Annotated in this window: 12 protein-coding genes; 5 read left to right on the top strand and 7 right to left on the bottom strand. The window is 57.5% G+C overall.

Annotated elements, in window-relative coordinates; translation table 11 throughout:
• The first annotated feature begins 171 nt into the window (after window positions 1-171).
• From MF6394_RS26890 to MF6394_RS26880, 3 genes are all read left to right on the top strand, one after another.
• Window positions 172-2208, top strand: coding sequence for a hypothetical protein (locus tag MF6394_RS26890; protein ID WP_047710291.1), 2037 nt, complete (start codon window positions 172-174; stop codon window positions 2206-2208).
• 255 nt (window positions 2209-2463) lie between these two features.
• Window positions 2464-4401: a hypothetical protein gene (locus tag MF6394_RS26885; RefSeq protein WP_078467903.1), complete on the top strand. Its 1938-nt coding sequence runs from the start codon at window positions 2464-2466 to the stop codon at window positions 4399-4401.
• Between the two features lie 182 nt (window positions 4402-4583).
• Window positions 4584-6872: an autotransporter outer membrane beta-barrel domain-containing protein gene (locus MF6394_RS26880; RefSeq protein ID WP_078467902.1), complete on the top strand. Its 2289-nt coding sequence runs from the start codon at window positions 4584-4586 to the stop codon at window positions 6870-6872.
• Window positions 6873-6944: 72 nt separating this feature from the next.
• Here MF6394_RS26880 and MF6394_RS26875 read toward each other — a convergent pair whose 3' ends face one another.
• The 6 genes from MF6394_RS26875 to MF6394_RS26850 all read right to left on the bottom strand — a co-directional run bounded on the left by MF6394_RS26875 (window position 6945) and on the right by MF6394_RS26850 (window position 16045).
• Window positions 6945-10436 carry a YncE family protein gene (locus MF6394_RS26875; protein WP_050516201.1) on the bottom strand — a complete coding sequence of 1164 codons (3492 nt, stop codon included), beginning with the start codon at window positions 10434-10436 and terminating at the stop codon, window positions 6945-6947.
• Between the two features lie 155 nt (window positions 10437-10591).
• Window positions 10592-11620 carry an AbrB family transcriptional regulator gene (locus MF6394_RS26870; protein WP_078467901.1) on the bottom strand — a complete coding sequence of 343 codons (1029 nt, stop codon included), beginning with the start codon at window positions 11618-11620 and terminating at the stop codon, window positions 10592-10594.
• The gene (locus MF6394_RS26865; RefSeq protein WP_032892992.1) at window positions 11613-13127 is read right to left on the bottom strand and encodes a tripartite tricarboxylate transporter permease; all 1515 of its coding nucleotides are present in this window, start codon (window positions 13125-13127) and stop codon (window positions 11613-11615) included. The genes MF6394_RS26870 and MF6394_RS26865 overlap by 8 nt, the downstream gene beginning before the upstream one ends.
• A gap of 1 nt (window position 13128) precedes the next feature.
• The gene (locus MF6394_RS26860; protein WP_044272791.1) at window positions 13129-13587 is read right to left on the bottom strand and encodes a tripartite tricarboxylate transporter TctB family protein; all 459 of its coding nucleotides are present in this window, start codon (window positions 13585-13587) and stop codon (window positions 13129-13131) included.
• A gap of 147 nt (window positions 13588-13734) precedes the next feature.
• Window positions 13735-14724 (bottom strand): Bug family tripartite tricarboxylate transporter substrate binding protein, encoded by a 990-nt coding sequence (locus MF6394_RS26855; protein WP_177345158.1) that lies wholly within the window; start codon window positions 14722-14724, stop codon window positions 13735-13737.
• Window positions 14725-14752: 28 nt separating this feature from the next.
• Window positions 14753-16045 (bottom strand): OprD family porin, encoded by a 1293-nt coding sequence (locus MF6394_RS26850; RefSeq protein ID WP_078467899.1) that lies wholly within the window; start codon window positions 16043-16045, stop codon window positions 14753-14755.
• 235 nt (window positions 16046-16280) lie between these two features.
• Between MF6394_RS26850 and MF6394_RS26845 the strand changes: the two genes are divergently transcribed.
• Both MF6394_RS26845 and MF6394_RS26840 read left to right on the top strand, forming a co-directional pair.
• Window positions 16281-16952: a response regulator gene (locus MF6394_RS26845; RefSeq protein ID WP_044272794.1), complete on the top strand. Its 672-nt coding sequence runs from the start codon at window positions 16281-16283 to the stop codon at window positions 16950-16952.
• The gene (locus MF6394_RS26840; protein WP_047710296.1) at window positions 16945-18330 is read left to right on the top strand and encodes a sensor histidine kinase; all 1386 of its coding nucleotides are present in this window, start codon (window positions 16945-16947) and stop codon (window positions 18328-18330) included. The genes MF6394_RS26845 and MF6394_RS26840 overlap by 8 nt, the downstream gene beginning before the upstream one ends.
• On the opposite strand, the gene MF6394_RS26835 is transcribed toward MF6394_RS26840, so the two are convergent.
• Window positions 18331-19152 carry an HDOD domain-containing protein gene (locus tag MF6394_RS26835; RefSeq protein WP_047710297.1) on the bottom strand — a complete coding sequence of 274 codons (822 nt, stop codon included), beginning with the start codon at window positions 19150-19152 and terminating at the stop codon, window positions 18331-18333. It abuts the gene before it with no gap.
• Window positions 19153-19157 lie beyond the last annotated feature (5 nt).

Here is a 19157-nt window from a genome sequence, read left to right as displayed (position 1 = left end):
TTTGTCACTCTGACCAAGTGGGCCTAACCTTCGGGAGGCGCAGCCGCCTGTTAGTTCTGACAGTATCCGCTTAGGGCAAGTCGCCTTAACTTCTCTGCGTGGTCTCTGGATGGGGTCAGCGCCCTTAGGTGGGCAAGGGCCTCAAATTGATGATCGTCTAGGAGAGTCGATATGTCTGAATACGGTCTGCTTACCCCACCTACCGGTCGTGGGGCAAAAACAGGTGTGCTGGTGTTGGATGCACCTGTCGTGCCTGATGTATTACCCCTTGAGGCTGATGACCTCGGTCATAAAGTACCGGTATTTTTTCAAAGCACCGGCTTGCGGGTTGAGGTGCCTGTACTGTGGCCCGGCGGGGGTGTGCTTGATCCGGGCGATGTCACTCTCGTCCAGTGGTTGTGGAATGGCACGGTGTTCGATGAGAAGCGGTTGGTAGCGCCTTATGATGCTAGCGACCTGCCTGACGCTGACTCATTGGTACCTTCCCAGCTCATGGACGTACCGGGCCTGCATGAATTGCGCTACGAGGTGAGACTCAGAGAGTCTAGCGGTAATCCAGGGGAGCAATCGTTCCCGACAGTATTGGACTGTGACAAGGTTGGGCCAAATAATGGACTGCGGGGGCCGCGTTTTCGGTTCCCGCAGGTCATCGAAGACGACGGCGTAACTGATGCATATCTGGATGATCCCGCCAATCAAGACAGGGTGACAGCTACCATTGATTCGATCTGGCCGGATATACGCCTGGGTGATGTGGTAGAGGCCTCTTTAATACCGTTGCCTTTTCTGAAGCCCTTGCGCAAGCGTCCGCGACAGTTGGCCATTGTTGCCACGACCACCATTGTTCAGGCACACAAGGATGGAACTCTGCCTATTGAGGTTCATTTCCCAGGTGCCGTTCTTCGCGGTCTGGCCAACCGAGAATACAACGCTCAGTACTATTTGACAGATCGTTCGGGCCGTGAATCGGGACCTTCCCGTGCCGCTCCTTTGCTAATCAATCTGATGCCTACCCCTATCGATCTGCGGCCTGTTGAAATTCCGCAGTTGGATGACGGGCGTATCACCCTCAGTGACGCCCGTGCTGACGGCGGGGTAGTCATGAATATCCTCGAACTGTTCGGCTCCACAGGGGGCGATCGTCTCCTACCGTCATGGGATCTAATTGCGCTGGATCCTATCGAGATTTCTGCCACTCAGGTTTGGCCTATCAAAGTACCGATTCCCTATTCAGTGTTGGCTACCGGCGGTTACGAGTTTGTTTCTGGGGTTGTGAGGGCGGAATACCGCTGGCAAAGAGGGAATGCCCCTTCCAGGCCATCGACCACTCGCTTTGCCTCAGTGGACCTGACGGTTGCCGGGCCGGTGAGCCCTGATAACCCAGACCCTATCAACTTATTGTTGGATGTGGTGACAGTGAAGGGCGTAGATGGTGACAACCAATTGACTATCAATGACGAGGGTAAGCCGGTACGCGTGATTACCGCGTTGTATGGCGCGCCCGATGTTGGTCAAACGTTGGAATTAATGGCGGGAAGCTTTCCCGGGCCCATCGCGACCTACACCGTACAAGCGGGGGATAGCGCGGGTCGGGAAATTGAGTGGCTCGTCGACTGGGACATCATCGAGCTTTTAGGTACAGGTTGGGTTCCTTTCTTTTACTGGACCTTCAACGGGGTCAACCGGCAACGCGCGTCAGACACGCCGGTAATGGTCAATATCGTGCGGCTCGTCGGGCTAAAACCGCTTGAGTATGTAGGAGTCGAGTACGGGCCCGGTCCAGGTGCCGGGTTTATCAACTGCGCTCTGCGACCTTGGGTCAACGGCGTCGGCGTTAAAGTGCCTGGGGATATCGATCTCCTGGACGGCGGCGATGAGGTGATTTTGGATTGGGCCAGTTATGCGAACACTAATGGTTTTGCCGGTGGTGTCATTCCTGAAACGATCAAGTCCTTCAGCCATACGCTGACGCCACAAGAAGCCCGTGATGGGTATGTCTTTCAGGTTCCGTTTGACCCCTACATCTTGCTTCCGGGGCTGATCAAGCCACCAGAAGGGCAAACCAACCCTCGGCATGGCTCTGCGATTGCGCGCTACCAGATCATCAAACCGGCAGGTGCAGGCATGGGATATTCCGAGCGTAGGTTGGTGTTTATCTCACTGATCCGGCTAAATTTACCGCCTTGCGTGTCGGACGATCAGGCGTAGTGAGAAGGAGGTAATGCGCTTGTAATGGAAGAGGTGCTCGTGGTGGTGAGCATCACAGTCGAGCCGCAAGGGGTACTGTCAAGTTTGACAGTTACGCGTTAAAGGGAAATGCCATTAAATGAATGAGACGCCAGCAGGTTTGCCAATTCAGACCTCTGCAGGGTCGGTATACGTTTAGAAAATGACACCCGGGTGTTTAGTCTTACCGTCGTTTTATACCCGGACAGATACTTATTCTTTTGAGGAGTTTGAATCATGTCCAACCCATCCAGTAAACCTGTTAGTCACGACCCTGTAGGTCCCATGGAAGAGTGGGAAGATCCCGTTCCCGATCCCACCTATTCACCTGCTCCGGTGATCCCCGGTTTATTGCCGGCCATTGCTGGCGACAACCACCGGAATGTGGTGCCAAGGGCGCTTCAATTGAGCGGACTCAGTCTTGAGGTTGGCCTGTGGGACCGTACCGGTTTTATCAATCCGTTCGATACACTCACCGTCTATGTGGATGACCGGCCGATATTCATTGATACCTACGGCGCCGCTGATGCTGTACCTGATCCGGTAATTGTTAATTTGGGGCCCAAGTCGGCCTTGCAAACCAACGGTGTCAAAGACATCCGCGTTCATGTTCTAAACCTCAGCGGCAATGACGTTGATTACAACATCAATCGGGTTTACGTAGATACGCAGGACCCTAACTATGGCAATCAACCTTCGAGGGTCATGATAGAAGATTACGGCACCGAACTGACCCCAGCCTTTCTTGCGGGTAAACCAGGTTTGGAATTCACCATTCCCACGCCTGCAGACCGGCGTGGCGGTGATACTTATCGAATGCTTGTGGGGAGCAATATCGTTGCGATCGAGGATGACGTGCCAGTGACAGGTGACATTACTGGTGTTATTCCAACCGCAACGATTCTTGAACGGTCAGGTTCGATAGACGTGAGATATAACCTGGCAGATCGGTCTGGCAACACGACTACGTTGTCTATTCCAAACTTCGTTCAAGTGAGTCTGAACGAAGCGCCCGTGTTTGGTCTCGTCAGTGTGTTGGAAGCGCCATTGGTTGATAAAGAAGAGGCCCGTAATGGTGCAACGGTGCGGTTGGCAAGCCTCACCGGCCATCTGCAGAACGACACCCTGGTCGTTTTATGGGGGACTGTCGAGATTTATCGCCAATTTATTGGCATGCCTGTTTTCCCAATTGACATCCCGGCACATTTTGCAGCTATCGCGGCAGGCGGGAATTTTTATACGGCGGATATCAGAGTCATGATTGAGCGCCTAGGCAGTCCCACTTACAACGCAGCTGTGGTGCAAGTGGATGTCGACCTGCGTGAGCCCGGTGGGCAGAACCCTGGTGAAGGCCCTGTAGACCCAAGCTTGGCACAGCCTGTTCTGCTCGGTGGGGGCCCCGACCCCAAACCCGCTAACCGTCTTTCCGAGAAAGATCGCAACTTCAATGCCACCGTCACTTTTACCTTACCGTCGGGGCTGGAAACGGGTGATTTCATTGACTATGTCTATGGAGGGGATGTCGTTGGGACTTATCCGGTAACTGGGGCGGAAGCGGTCGACTTTCCGGTGCCTTTTACCGTGCCGTGGGCCACTATCGATGCCAAGGGCAATGGCACCATTGAAACCCACTGCGTTATTCGGGATGCCATCAACTATAAGCATTCTCCGAATCAAGATGTTGTTGTGGATATCTTCAATATCGGTAGCTTGACACCCGTGACCTTTGAAAATGCCACGGTTATTACAGGCAACCCGAACTTCACCTATGCCATTAACTGTGCCAGGCAGCCTTGGCTAGGTGTGCCTGTCAAAATTCTGGATCCCGGGCTCCTCATGGTTGGCGACAAAGTGGTTATCGAGGCTGTCAGATACGCGTTCAATGCTCCTGGCACGCCTGTCGGTGCCCCCATAGAGACTCCTGAATTCGAACTCAACAGTGAGCATGTCAATCTTGGCTTGACCGTACCGTTGGATTTGAAGGTCTGGCTTCAGGACGTCACGGGCAATAGTGGCCGAGGCATCGTCGGTGTGCGTTGGAGGCTCCTGCGCCCCTCCACGGGAGACCGGGGCAGGTCCGACGAGGTGAAGGCAGCCTGGGATCTGGTTGGTTCGGGAGGCAACATTCCTGGCTATTGTGTTCCGAACGCGTCGCGCGTCAAAGGTACGCTTTGATCGACTGTTGGGGCCCCACCCTCTCGCTTGATGGGGTGGGGTTTTTTATCAAATTTGCACCTTAAGGAAAGTCCTACGCTCTTTGGGAACTCACGTTATTAGTCTCTGCACCGTGGAAAACGGAAACCTCTTCGATACGGGTTCCGGGTTCGAACTGGTACTTAATTCTGAGGCTACACAACATGATTTCTCCTACTTCCCAGCGTTTTCGTTATTCGCGTTTATCGTCGATCATCAAGCTCGTAGCTGCCGCCCCGTTATGCCTGTTGAGTCAACAGGCAATGTCGACGATTGTGGTGGACGGAACGGTGGGCAGCGGCAAATATGACGTGCGCCCGGGGTCCGCAGCCAGCGACTATCTGGCCCGGAATGGTGCGACGCTTACTGTTCACAAGAACGCCAACGTTAAAGAAATACGTGCGACGAGCGGGTCGACCTTGACGTTGACAGGCGCCACTGTGAGTTCTGTCCATGGCTCCCAGGCGGCCATTGCGCTCAGCAACTCAAGCGCCACTATTTCCGACGCGCGCATTACCAGCCACACCAGTGGCGGCTTGAACGTGGCTCGCCAGGTGGGCACGACCACGGGGTCCTACGCACAAGTCGACAATAGTGAAATCACTGGAGCGACCTATGGGGCCAACGTCACGTCCCATAGCCTTCTGGAGTTGAACAACTCTGTGCTGGTGGGCCAACGCCAGCAAGGGTTGAGGCTCCTGGGAGGGGCCGCAATCGCCACGGGCAGCGAAATTACCGGTGGTACCACGGGCGTTGTGATGTCCCTTGAAAGTGCAACTGCCCTTGAGTCGCCTCATTTGATACTCGACGGCTCGCGTGTGACCGGCCTCGATGGCCCCGCGATTACTGTGCTGGGGCCGATCACGGCTGAAATCGACGTGACCAATGGTTCGTCCCTGCAGGGTCAGAACGGTAACATGCTCGAGCTGACCCAGGGCGGCTCGGCCAACATGCGCGTGCGCTTCAGCGAGTTGGCTGGCAATATTCAGGTAGGTACCGACAGCGCGTTGGACCTTAACCTGGACCACGCAATTCTGACCGGTGATATCGTCAACAACGGCGGCAGTGCCAGTGTCGGTCTGAACAACGGCTCGGTCCTCACCGGCCGCCTGGAAAACGTCGACAAGCTGGCGGTCAACACTGATGCTACCTGGGTGATGGTCGACAATCAGCAAGTGGGCGACTTGTCCCTGAGTGGCGGTAACGTCCAGTTCGGTGAAACCGGGACGTTCTACCAACTGGATGTGGCCAACCTGTCGGGCAACGGCACCTTCGTCATGAGCGCGGACTTCGCCACCTTGACCGGCGACTTCCTCAATGTCACTGGCACGTCGTCGGGCGACCATAGCCTGCTGATCGCCAGCACCGGCGCCGATCCGCTGACCGACGATCGCCTGCACGTCGTACACACCGAAGACGGCGGCGCCAAGTTCAGCCTGGTCGGTAATCGGGTGGATGTCGGCACCTACTCCTATAGCCTGGTCGATGACAACGAAGGCAAGGACTGGCTGCTGGACCCCGGCAGCAAGGTGATCAGCCCTAGCACCAACTCGGTACTGGCCTTGGCCAACGCAGCGCCAAGCGTGCTCTATGGCGAAATGACCAACCTGCGTACGCGCATGGGCGAACTGCGTCACAGTAACGGTGCGTCGAGCGGCCTGTGGACACGTGGCTACAGCAATAAATTTGAAGTCAACAACCGCGACAAAGGTGTGCAATACAACCAGGTCCAGCGGGGCTTTACCCTGGGCGCCGATGTGCCGCTGTCTGGTGGGGACGGTCAATGGCTGGCAGGCTTCATGGCGGGTCACAGCACCTCGGACCTGGACCTGAGCCGCGGCAGCAAAGCCACCGTCGACAGCTACTACGTCGGTGGTTATGCGACCTGGATGGATGCCGAAAGCGGCCTCTATTTCGACGGCGTACTCAAGTTCAACCGCCTGCACAACGAATCCAACGTCGCCATGAGCGATGGCAAGAAAGCCAAGGGCAACTACACGCAAAACGCGGTCACGGCTTCGGCTGAAGTAGGGCGCAATATCAAACTTGATGACGGGTTCTTCGTTGAACCCTACGGCCAGTTGGCCACAGCGTTCATCCAGAACCAGAGCTACGAGTTGGACAACGGCCTGCAAGCCAAGGGCGCACGTACTGCCTCGGTAGTGGGCAAGGCCGGTGTGACCGTTGGGCGTGACATCCAACTGGACGCTGGCAGCGTGCTGCAACCGTACCTGCGTACCGCGGTGGCCCATGAGTTCAACCAGAGCAACAAGGTGGCGGTCAACGGTAACAGCTTCAACAACGACCTCTCGGGGACCCGCGTTGAAATGGCGGCCGGCCTTGCCATGGCCGTGTCGAAAAACTGGAAAGTACATGCGGACGTGGAGCGCAGCATGGGCAAGAGTGTGGATCAGCCTTGGGGGGTGAATGTGGGGCTGAGGTACGATTTCTAACAAAGTACTTATCGGTCGAAAATGCCTCACTCTTAAAAGGGTGAGGCATTTTTATGGCGCATTAATTGAGTGTTAAGTGCTGATAACTGTTACTGAGGCACCTCCGTAATTGCTTACAAAGATCCTTGCGTTGTTAGGGGATAAGGCAACGCCAAAGGGCTGGTTGAGCCCTGTTATAGCATCAATAACCGTTTCTGAAAGAGTATCTATTATTTTTAAGCTGTTATTGCCATAGTCGGTGACATAGGCAAAAGGAAGGGAGCCGTGCATGGCTATGCCATACGGAGTACTGAACCCGGTTAAAGTATTGCGGATAATATTGGTGCCTGCGTTCACTGTTATGATGTTGCTGGCGTTTGTGTTTACGACATACAAAGTTGGGGTGGAAGTGGAATTGTGCGGACTAAATGCCATGTCTCTAGGGATGGAGAAGCCCCTTATAGCCCCAACTTGAGTATGTGACGGTGGATCGATGATGTTGACATTGGTGTAGGCCCCTGCATAGAGGCGTGTATTGCCGGGATTAAAAGCCAGTCCCGCAGCGTAGGTATAGCCGCTGAGCGTTCCAATCCGCAATCCTGAGTTGGTGTCATGGACATATACCGCATGAGATGAGTAGCAAGAAACATATAGGCGTGTTCCATCCGTGTTCAGGCTGATGGTATAAGGGGCGGCGAATCCTGGGATCTGATTGATTTCGGCATAACTGTTTGTATTAATGACGGTCACCCGTTGCGTGCCCAAATTGCTTACGTAGAGCCGTCCGTTGTCAGGACTCACCGCAACTGCATGGGGTCTATTGAATCCGGAGAGCGTATTGATAACTTTAAGAGTGGTCGTAGAAATCACGGAAACAGTATGAGAAGTTTCGTTGGCAACATAAAGCCTGCTCCCATCAGGGCTAAGTGTCAGTCTTCTGGGACCTGCGCCAACATAAATATGAGCAATCACACCCACCGCTTTTTTGATTCGATACGCAGGCGGTGTCACCAGAGGTATCGCCGAGTCTTTGGAACCTAGTCCGTTCAAAGATACCCGAGCGTCAATACGCAGGTCGCTTTCATTCGACAGGCTACCCAGGTACTCGGTGGGTATTTCTTCTACGATTCTTTTGTTTGCAAACTCTGTTGGTGTCACCATCCTGCCTGGGCGCAATTCATAGTTTTTTTCACCTATCAAGTCGATCCAGAATTCCTGATTCACATTCATAAAGGGATAGTTAAGCGCAAGCACGCTGTTATAGCCGTTGGCGTCGATCACACCGCCTACTGCTTCGGGTACGCTCACCACCTTCAGTAAATCCGACGACAGCGATTGAACATCTAACGTCAATATCTTCGAATCGGTAGTGCCGCCGGCACGAAGTACTTTATATCGAACTGAGCATGATCGGCCTAGGTTGGCCGCGATAGCCCTGTTGTTCACAGTAAAGTCGACAAAACCCTGGGCGGGGTTGCCCAGTTGTGATGGAATGAGAGGAGAGCCTATACCTTGAACTCCTTCGAAGTACGCGATGATTTGATCATCGAAAAGCATTGGGAATCTGACCCGGATCGTGAAAACATTCAAGGTCAATACGTGCTCTGGATTGATCGTTGCGCGATCTTCATCAGGAATCTTCGTCGCTTCTAAAATCTCGGGTACTGGAAGGTTCAATGGAGCGCCGATTTTCATAATGACCGCATGTGAAAAACGCATCCGTTCATACTCTTTCACTAACGTGTAATAGATGCTCGCCGTACGATCGCGGCTTTTCAGAACGGTTGCGCGATCGATATCAAAATACAGGTCTTTGTTAAGCCAGTTTTTAGTGATCTTGAACTCTATAGGTGGAAGAGCCCCATTGGGCCCGCTACCCTCAAAGTGAAGATAAACAATACTGTCCAAGGTGAACGCAACATTTCTACGGACAACGATGGTCGCTCCATAGAGGGATTCATCAGGGTTGAAGATGAAGTCAGGTGGCGGTGCTTCCTCGACAAAGGGCGCTGGCAATGAGGCTACATTGTCCCCGACCTCAATGTGCGTAACCTCGGACTCACGTTTAGCTCCTTTCTCGGGCTCCACTCGATAGGCGATATCGAGCGTACCACCTTCAAGTTTGGCAATATCGCCGTTTGGTCCATTCATCAACCGGATAACGATTGGTCCCTCGTTTGCACGTCGAGGGCCGATTTCACGGTAGTAACCCGCACCGTTGGGATAGGTGCCATACAACAAGAGCGTAACGGCGTCAGTCGGTTGCTGTCCCGTATAAGTATTTATGTATACCGTGACAGTTAAAAGGTCGGCGGGCAAATTCCCATCAGGCGCTTCAATCACCAAGGGAGGAGCAAGCCCTATCCCACTTCCCTGGCCGATGATATTCACCACCTCAATGTCCGAATTCTTTATCTCTTCGCCAAAGCGGATACGTTCGTAACGCAAACGTAAACTGCCTTTTACCAAGGGCAATAGATCATTGAAAGGAAGTGGGATCCTCGCATCTCGTGTGAGGCTCAACACCTCATGCTCGTAGTACTTCGTGATGATGACGTTATCCTGTGTACGCCCTTCAGCCTGTATACGAATTAAATCGTTGCGCAGAAAATCCTCGTCGCGCACTTGCACTACAATAGTGGCGTCTTGACCGTGCAACTGGTCAAGGTCCAATTCGCCGTTCTCATTGGCATCTTCTATATATGGCTTTTTCAGGGGATCTGGCGCGCCCTTGAGGTAGACCGAAATAAGCTGCATGGGGGACCACCCCAGCGAGTAGTTACCGACCTCGTCGACTACCTCGTACTCACATACGTGTTGCCCGCTGCCGACTTCATCCCAGGTTTGCTTGTATATGAAGCGCTTGATAGGCGCGGTACTGCCTGCTTCGCCTTCCGTTATTGGGAAGTCTTTGATGACTCCGCCGATACTCAGGCGAATATTGTCACGTGTTGCGCGGTGATGCCCCGTGGGGAGCGACTCGTCTATCGGGTATCTATTGAAGGTAACCTCTACCCCAAGCTGGGCGTCTGTTTCTTTCACACCGTTGTTAATGATGCCCGCAGGGAAGATGGGCTTGGGCAGGTTGTCATTTTGAGGCGTGCTAGCGATGTTGTCACGCCCACCGGGCTCAAGGGTGTCGACCTTTAACCTGAAGTGTGCGGTTTCCTCCACGTTGCCATTTTTGGGCGTTACCCTGAAAAATACATCTTCTACGGGCCCGTCTGGGAGGCGTAAATAGGGTATGTAGAGTGGTATTTGCAAGCCATTATCGGCTTCATAGCTGGTTACGTTGTGGAAGTCGACTTGAATGCCTCGGCAATAGAGCTCGACGTAATCTCCTTCTGCCTGGTTCAGATAGGGAAGCAGAATACACAACAGGCCTTTCTCTCGTTGAACGTTCAGAGCTGCCTTATTGACGCCGCCAAAGAAGCCGACAACAGGTTGCGTCAGATTCGGTATGTAGGGTGTAAGGCTGGCGAAGGGGACGCGAGAAATGACCTGCGGGTGAGAAATATCCACTTCGCTGCAGTTGGTGAGGTCGAGTTGTTGGTTGTGCTCTAAAGCTTCGAGATCTTGGCTCATGGTCAGCTTCCTTGAGATGGCGGGGTACCCCTATTTCCACCTCGGTGAGGGGGGGGTAAAACCATTCAAAGTTTATTAATGCGAGCTGACTAGCTGTGAGAATTGACAGTAGCGACGAACGGTGTGGCCCATGAAGGGCCGTCCCTCGAGAAAGATCAGGCCTGACGATTCCAATGCCGAAACAACGGCTCCGCCAGAAACAACACAAACAACAAGCGCATCACCTGCATCGCCGTCACCAGCGGCACCGACAATTGCAGCGTCTCCGCCGTCAGGCTCATCTCGGCAATGCCGCCAGGCATCATGCCCAGTGTCAGTGAGCGCAGATCCAATTGGGTCAATGCACTTAACCCCACTGCTGCCAACGTGGCCAGCGCCATGGTCAAGGCTGTTCCAATCAAGGTGCGGCCCATAAACGACGGCGCGCGGCGGAAGAACTGCCGATTGAAGTGGCAACCCAAACCGCTGCCGATCAGCCATTGGCCAATCTGGCTGCCGCCATCAGGCAGACCAATGTGCAAGTCCCAGGTCACGCTGGCCACCGCACTCACCAGCAACGGCCCGAACAACCAGGGATTGGGTTGGCGCAAGCGTTGCCAGCCCCAGGCGACCAGCGCACCCATCGGAAACAGCACGGCCAGCCACGCCCAGTCCACGGGCGCTGGATGAAACTGCGGCGCGCCGCCCCCGAGCAAATACTTGAAGATCGCCGGCACACACAACACCACCACCAGCACTCGCAGGCTTTGCCCGGCCGCCACCCGGCTGAGCACCGCGCCATTGCGGGCGCCGAGGTTGACCATCTCGCCGGAGCCGCCCGGCATGCTGGAGAAAAACGCTGTGGCACGGTCTTCACCGCTGCGGCGCATCAACCACACGCCCACGACGCTCGACAAGCTGGTGACCAGTGCACCGAAGAAGATCAGGCCGAAGTGGCTCATCACCTGCTCGATCACCACCGGGGTGAAATGCAGGCCGATGCCGATGCCCACCACCCATTGGCCGCATTTGCGCCCGCTGGGAATCTCTGCCAACTGCCAGGGCGTGAGGCAACGCACCAGGATGATCGCCAGCAACGAGCCGACCATGTACGGCAACGGCCAGCCCACCAGGCTGGCCAGGTAACCGCCGGCCAGGCCGACCAGCGGTGTTCCCCACCAATGTTTAAAGGTGACCTCAGACATCGGCCAGGGCACGACGCTGTTGCACGCGTTTACGCCAGATACGCAGCAACGGTACGAGCAGCATGATTGCGGTCAGTACCCAGACGCCAAAGGTGATCGGGCTCGACCACAGGATTTCCAGCGCACCGTTGGAGATCGACAGCGCACGGCGCAGGTTCTGCTCCATCAGGCCGCCGAGGATAAAGCCCAGCAGCAGCGGCGACAGCGGGAAGTCCAGCTTGCGCAGGATGTAGCCGAAGATGCCGATGGCGATCATCAGGAACAGATCGAAGGTGGTGGCATGCACCGCGTACACGCCAATCGCGGTGATGATGGCGATCACCGGCACCAGCGCCCAGTTCGGCACGGCGAGGATACGGGTGAAGATGCGGATCATCGGGATGTTGAGCACCACCAGCATGATGTTGGCAATGAACAACGAGGCGATCAGGCCCCAGACAATGTCCGGTTGCTGTTGGAACAGCAGCGGGCCAGGGGTGATGTTGTACAGCGACAGGGCGCCGATCATCACCGCCGTGGTGCCCGAGCCCGGAACGCCGAGGGTCAGCATCGGTACCATGGCGCCGCAGACCGATGCGCCAATCGCGGTTTCAGGGGCGGCCAGGCCGCGCATGTCGCCTTGGCCGAATTTGCCGCTGGCACCTGCGATGCGTTTCTCGGTCATGTAGGCAACGGCCGACGCCATGGTCGCACCGGCACCCGGCAATACGCCGATGATAAAGCCCGACACGCCGCAACGCAGGTTCACGGTGAGTACCGACAAGGCTTCCTTGGCGTTGAACATCATGCGCCCGGTGGCTTTCACCGCTTCCTGGCCACGGTGGGTTTTTTCCAGCAGCAGGAGAATCTCGCTGATGGAGAACAGCCCGAGTACCAGCACCACGAACTGAATGCCGTCGGTCAGGTGAATATTGTCGCCGGTAAAGCGGTACACACCGCTGTTGGCGTCAATGCCCACGCAAGAGAGGAACAAGCCGATCAGCGCCGCAACGAAGGTCTTCAGCGGTTTGTCACCGGCCATGCCGCCCAGGCAGACAATCGCAAACACCATCAATACGAAGTATTCCGCAGGGCCAAAAGCAATCGCCCACTTGGCCAGCAGCGGGGCGAACAGCACCATGCCGCAGGTGGCGATAAACGCGCCGATGAACGAACTCCAGGCCGACAACGACAGTGCCACGCCAGCCAGGCCTTTGCGGGCCATCGGGTAGCCGTCGAGGGTGGTCATCACGGTGGACGCTTCGCCCGGGATGTTCAGCAGAATCGAACTGATGCGGCCACCGTATTCGCAGCCCAGGTACACGGCTGCCAGCAGGATCAGCGCCGACTCGGGCGGCAAGCCCAGGGCGAAGGCGATGGGGATCAACAGCGCCACGCCGTTGATCGGGCCCAGGCCCGGCAACAGGCCGACCACGGTGCCGATCAGGGTGCCGCACAGTGCGGTCACCAGGTTATAGGGGCTCAGCGCAATGCCGAAACCCTGGCCCAAATAGCCAAAAGTATCCATATCAGTTCTCCAGAACGTCGAGCAGGCCGAGGGGCAACGGTACGTCCATGGTTTTATCGAACAGCAGATAAAGACCGACGCTCATCAAGGTGATGATCACCACGCTGGGCCACCAGCGGCCGCCGTACAGCCGTGCCATCGGAATACCGATCAGCATGCTGCTGAGAATGAAACCCAAGGATTCGAACGTGCCGGCAAACACCAGCAGCAGGGCCACACAGATGCCGATCTTGATCAGCGTGGGTCGATCCAGCGCCGGTTCGTCGTCGGTATGCTTGGTCGCCTGCGGGCGAATCATCATGTAGACAAGCGCCAGGCCCATCAGCCCGAGCAGCAGCAGGGGGAAGGCTCTTGGCCCTACGGGTTCGTAGGAAAAGGCCGCCTGATACGGCCAAGCCATCAGTGCCAGGCCGATACAGGCCAGTAACAGCACCGCGGCAAAAATGCGTTGTAAGAGCATAGAAAACTCCAAGGCCCCTCTTGTAGGAGCGAGCTTGCTCGCGAAAAACGTCAACGATAACGCGTGCTGTCTGGACGCACGTGGATGTCCTTGGGTTCTTCGCGAGCAAGCTCGCTCCTACAGGGGCATTACACAAGAGAGGGGCGTTTACTGGATCAGGCCGAACTCTTTGGCCAGCACTTTGTAGTCTGCCACCTGCTTTTTCACGTAGGTGTCCAGCTCCTGGCCGGTCATGGCGAACGGGAACAGCTCGCGCTGGTCACGCAGCGTGGCGAACTCCTCGGAGGCCAGCAGTTTGTCGAAGGCGTCTTTCCACCAGGCGTAGTCGGCATCGCTGACCTTTGGCCCGAGGTAGAAGCCACGCACCACCGGCCAGACGATGTCGTAGCCTTGCTCTTTGGCGGTCGGAATGTCCTTCATCTCTGGTTCATCCAGGCGCTTCTCGGAGAACACTGCCAGCAGGCGCATGTCGCCACTTTGGATATGCGGCATGGAGTCGGAGATGTCGGTACTGCCCACTTGGATGTGACCACCCAGCAAGGCCGTAGCGATTTCACCGCCACCCTCAAGGGCGACGTAACGCAGTTCGCGCGGGTTGATCCCGGCGGCCTTGGCGATCAGCGCGGTTTGCATCCAGTCCTGGCTGCCGACGGTGCCGCCGGAGCCGATCACCACGCTGCCTGGGTCTTTCTTCAAGGCTTTGACCAGGTCGTCGAGGGTCTTGTAGGGCGAGTCGCTTTTCACCGCGATGGCGCCATAGCTGGTGCCCACTGCCGCCAACCAGCGCACGGCGCTTTCATCAAAACGGCCGAACTTGCCCTGGGCCAGGTTCAGCAGCGAACCGCTCGACCAGGCGACCAGGGTGCCGGCATCCGCAGGGCGCTGGGCCACGACCGCGTTGTAGGCCACCGCGCCCACGCCGCCTGGCATGTAGGTCACACGCATCGGCTTGGTCAGCAGCTTTTGGTTCACCAGCGCGCTTTGCGCCAGCTTGCAGGTCAGGTCAAAACCACCGCCAGGGGAGGCCGGGGCGATGCATTCCGGACGCTTGGGTTCGTCGGCGGCCAGCAGTTGGCCGGCGAACAGCATGCAGCCGGCGGCGAGGGCAAATTTACGCAGTGAAAGGGTCATGGTGATCTCCATCGTTTTTGTTATGAGGGGGGTACTACCAAAGTGCGACGCTGTAGCTGACCAGCAAGCGCATTTCATCTGCGTCACGGGCCGAATAGTTTGAGCGATAGGTGGCGTTACGCAGGCGCACGGCTACATCTTTGAACGTGCCGCTTTGCACCACGTACTTGATCTCGCTGTTGCGTTCCCACTCCTTGCCGGTCTCGCCGTTCTTGAGCTTGATGTTGTCACCCGAGAGGTAACGGCTCATGAAGCTCAAGCCCGGAATGCCCAGCTTGGCGAAATCGTAGTCGTAGCGTGCTTGCCAGGAGCGTTCTTCGGCGCCGGCAAAATCGTTGATCTGCACGAAGTTGACCAGGTACGGGTCACTGCCATCCACATACGGGAAGGCGCTGTCGCCGGACATGTGCTGGTAGCCGGCGCTGAGCTTATGACCATTGAGAGCGTAGCTGAACAGGCCGTTGAGGGACGTGTTGTCGATATTGCCGCCGCGGGCCGAGCCGGTGTCATCACTGATCGCCAGGCGCAGGTCGGCGCCGAAGGTGCCAGGGCCCATCGGGCGGGATGCGACCATGCCGAGGAAGTGCTGGCGGTAAACGTCGTCGAGTTGGGCAAAGTGGTAGCTGCCGGTGATCTTGTCGGCGAACTTGTAGTCGACGCCACCAAAGTTGAAGTGCTTGCCGGTGGCACCGCTGAGGAAGCGGCTGTTCTTGTTATTGAGCGCGATGTCTTCGTAGTTGGTGTCGTCGCGGTCCTTGGCTTTGTCCAGGCGGCCACCGGTGAACACCAGGTTCTTGAATTCCTTGGAGGTGATCAAGCCACCGTTGAAGGTCTGCGGCAGGATGCGCCCGTCGTTGGGCTTGAGGATCGGCAGTTCGGGGATCAGCGAGCCGATCTTAAGCTCAGTGGCGGAGATTTTCACTTTGCCGGTCAGGCCCAGCTTGGCGTACTCGTTGGCGGCGCGGCCGTCATCGTGGGTCGGCAGCAGGCCGGTGCCGGTGCGGTCGGGGCTGGAGTCGAGCTTGACGCCGAGCATGCCCAGCGCATCCACGCCAAAGCCGACGGTGCCGTCGGTGTAGCCCGATTGCACATTGAGCATGAAGCCTTGTGCCCACTCGTCGCGCTTGGATTGTTGCGCACTGGTACCGTCGCGAAAGTCGCGGTTGAAGTACATGTTGCGGGTTTCCAGGGTCGCGCTACTGTCTTCGAAGAAGGCAGCCTGGCTGAGCGGCGCAAAGCAGGCAAGGGCGGCGGCACTGGCGAGGGCGGTATGGGTCAGGCGGGAAGAGCGAACAGGCGCGCAAGCCTGTGGCTGGGTCGACAGCATCGTGGTGTACTCCGTTATTGTTCTTATTTTGGCGAAAACGCTTCGAGGCGTTTTTCGGGCGCTACGGGTCAGGCAACTCGGCGGGCATAGACCACCGTGGTTAGATCCTAAAGGGCGAAGCTTTCACTAACCTTTCAATCGCCTTTCAATGTTTTCGGGCTTCACAGGCCAGGTTGCGGCTGTAAACTGCCGGGCAAAGCGTGGCGCCGACCACCCCTGAATGAGGTAGAAATCCATGCGTGTCCTCCTGGTTGAAGACCATCTGCAGCTCGCCGAAAGTGTCGCCCAAGCGCTCAAGAGCATGGGTTTGACCGTTGATGTGTTGCATGACGGCGTGGCGGCAGACCTGGCCTTGAGCAGCGAGGAATACGCTGCGGCGATCCTGGACGTAGGGTTGCCGCGCCTGGATGGCTTCGAGGTGCTCGCGCGTTTGCGGGCGCGTGGAAAAAACCTGCCGGTGCTGATGCTGACCGCTCGTAGTGATGTAAAAGACCGCGTGCACGGCCTGAACCTGGGCGCCGATGACTACCTGGCCAAGCCGTTTGAACTCACGGAGCTTGAAGCGCGGGTCAAGGCACTGTTGCGGCGCAGCGTGTTGGGCGGCGAGCGCCAGCAGACCTGCGGTGTGTTGGTGTACGACCTCGATACCCGGCGCTTCACAGTGGCGGGCGAACTGATGACCTTGACCTCCCGAGAACAAGCAGTGCTCGAAGCCTTGATCGCCCGGCCGGGTCGCGTGATGAGCAAGGAACAATTGGCTTCCCAGGTATTTGGCCTGGACGAGGAGGCCAGCCCCGACGCCATCGAGATCTACGTGCATCGCCTGCGCAAAAAGCTCGATGGCCAGCCCATCGCCATCGTCACTTTCCGCGGCCTTGGCTATTTGCTGGAAGCCCGTGATGCATAAGCCCAGCAGCCTGCGCTGGCGCTTGCTGTGCAACCTGGCGCTGTTGCTGGTGCTGTTGATGCTCGCCAGCGGCATGAGCGCTTATTGGAACGGCCGCGAAGCCGCCGACACCGCCTATGACCGTACGCTGCTGGCCTCGGCGCGCACCATTGCCGCTGGCTTGACCCAGGTGGACGGCACCCTCAGCGCCAATGTGCCTTATGTCGCCCTGGACACCTTTGCCTACGACAGTGCCGGGCGCATTTATTACCAGGTCAATGACATTGATCAGAAGCTGATTTCCGGTTACGAAAACCTGCCCGGCCCGCCGCCCGGCACGCCCCGCACCGACGATTACCCAGCCTTGGCGCGGTTCTACAACGCCATGTACCTGGGCCAGCATGTACGGGTGGTGAGCCTGCTCAAGGCCGTCTCGGAACCGAACATGAATGGCATGGCCGAAATTCGTGTCGCAGAGACCGACGAAGCGCGGGTGGCCATGGCCCGCAGCCTGATGGCTGACACCCTGCTGCGCCTGGGCATGCTCGCCATCGGCGCATTGTTGCTGGTGTGGTTCGCGGTAAGCGCCGCCCTGCGCCCGCTGGAACGCCTGCGCACGGCGGTAGAAGAGCGCCAGCCCGATGACCTGCGGCCCCTGCCATTGGTGGAAGTTCAGGATGAGTTCGGCCCACTGGTGCGCTCGCTCAACCATTTCACCGAACGCCTGCGCGGGCAGTTCGAGCGCCAGGCGCAGTTTATTGCCGACGCTGCCCACGAGCTGCGCACACCGTTGGCGGCGCTCAAAGCCAGGCTGGAGCTGGGCCTGCGCGCCGAAGAACCGGCCACCTGGCGCAGCACCCTGGAAACGGCCGCTCAGGGCACCGACCGCCTGACGCATCTGGCCAATCAGTTGTTGTCTCTGGCCCGCATCGAAAACGGTGCCCGCGCCATTGCCGAAGGCGGTGCGCAGTTGCTCGATTTAAGCCAGTTGGCCCGTGAGCTCGGTATGGCCATGGCGCCGCTGGCTCACGCGCGAGGCGTGGCCCTGGCGCTGGAGGCCGATGAGCCGGTATGGCTGCGTGGCGAACCGACGCTGCTCAACGAGTTGCTGAGCAACTTGGTGGACAACGCCTTGGCCCATACGCCACCCGGCGGCAATGTGATTCTGCGGGTGACGGCCCCGGCGGTGCTGGAGGTGGAAGATGACGGCCCCGGTATCCCGCTGGATGAGCGGGACCGGGTGTTCGAGCGTTTTTATCGACGCAGCCAGCAGGGCTCGGGCTCGGGCTTGGGGTTGGCGATTGTCGGGGAGATTTGCCGTGCGCACCTGGCGCAGATCAGCCTGCATGATGGCGAGCTGGCGGGGCTTAAGGTACGCGTGAGTTTTATCGCGGGTTGATCAGTAAAACATCGAGCGCGCTTCGTCCAGTTCGCTGCGCAGGGCGTCGCTGTGCAGGTCTATGCGTAACTTCATGAGGGCCGGCAGTGTGGCAATCGGCGCGCTCCCCAGGGGGTGGTCGGTGCCGCGGTGGCAGTACAGCGCGGCGACTTGCACCAGGTCGACGTAGTCGAGGCTGGCAGAGTCGCGTGTCAGGTCCAGGTATTGGCCCGGCACGTTCACCAGCATCTCGGGGAAGTCCCACACCCGTAGCAGCTTGTCCCCCAGTACCGGGTGAATGCTGTCGATGACGTGGTTGAGGCTGACGGGGTCGGCCAGCAGCTCATAATGGTCCTCGGCATACGTGAGGATAGGCAGCACGCCGATCTGATGCACCAGGCCGCCCAGCGCCGCCTGGTCTGGCTTGAGCTGGCTGTGGCGACGGCACAAGGCGTAGCTCACGCCTGCCACCTCCAGGCTGCGGCGCCACACGTCGCGCATTTTCTGTTCGACCACCTCGGAGCGGGCGTGAAAGATCTGCTCCATCACCAGGCCGATAGCCAGGTTGCTGCTGTAGTTGGTACCGAGCCGGGTAATGGCGGTGTGCAGGTCGGTGACTTCCTGGCTGGCCCGCAGCAACGGGCTGTTGACCACTTTGATCAGGCGCGCCGACAGGGCCGTGTCACGACTGATCACTTTGCTCAGGTGGCTGATGCTGATCTCCGGGTCTTCGGCGGCCTGGCGAATTTTCAGGGCCACCTCCGGCAATGTCGGCAGAACCAGGTCATCGTTATCGATGGCCGTTACCAACGCTTGTTGGACTTTTTCCGCCAGCTTGTTCATTCATG

The organism is Pseudomonas sp. MF6394, assembly GCF_002018845.1.
GTDB lineage: Bacteria > Pseudomonadota > Gammaproteobacteria > Pseudomonadales > Pseudomonadaceae > Aquipseudomonas > Aquipseudomonas lactis.
The sequence above is the reverse complement of the archived record's forward strand: the minus strand, read 5'-3'. Positions and strand labels throughout refer to the sequence as shown.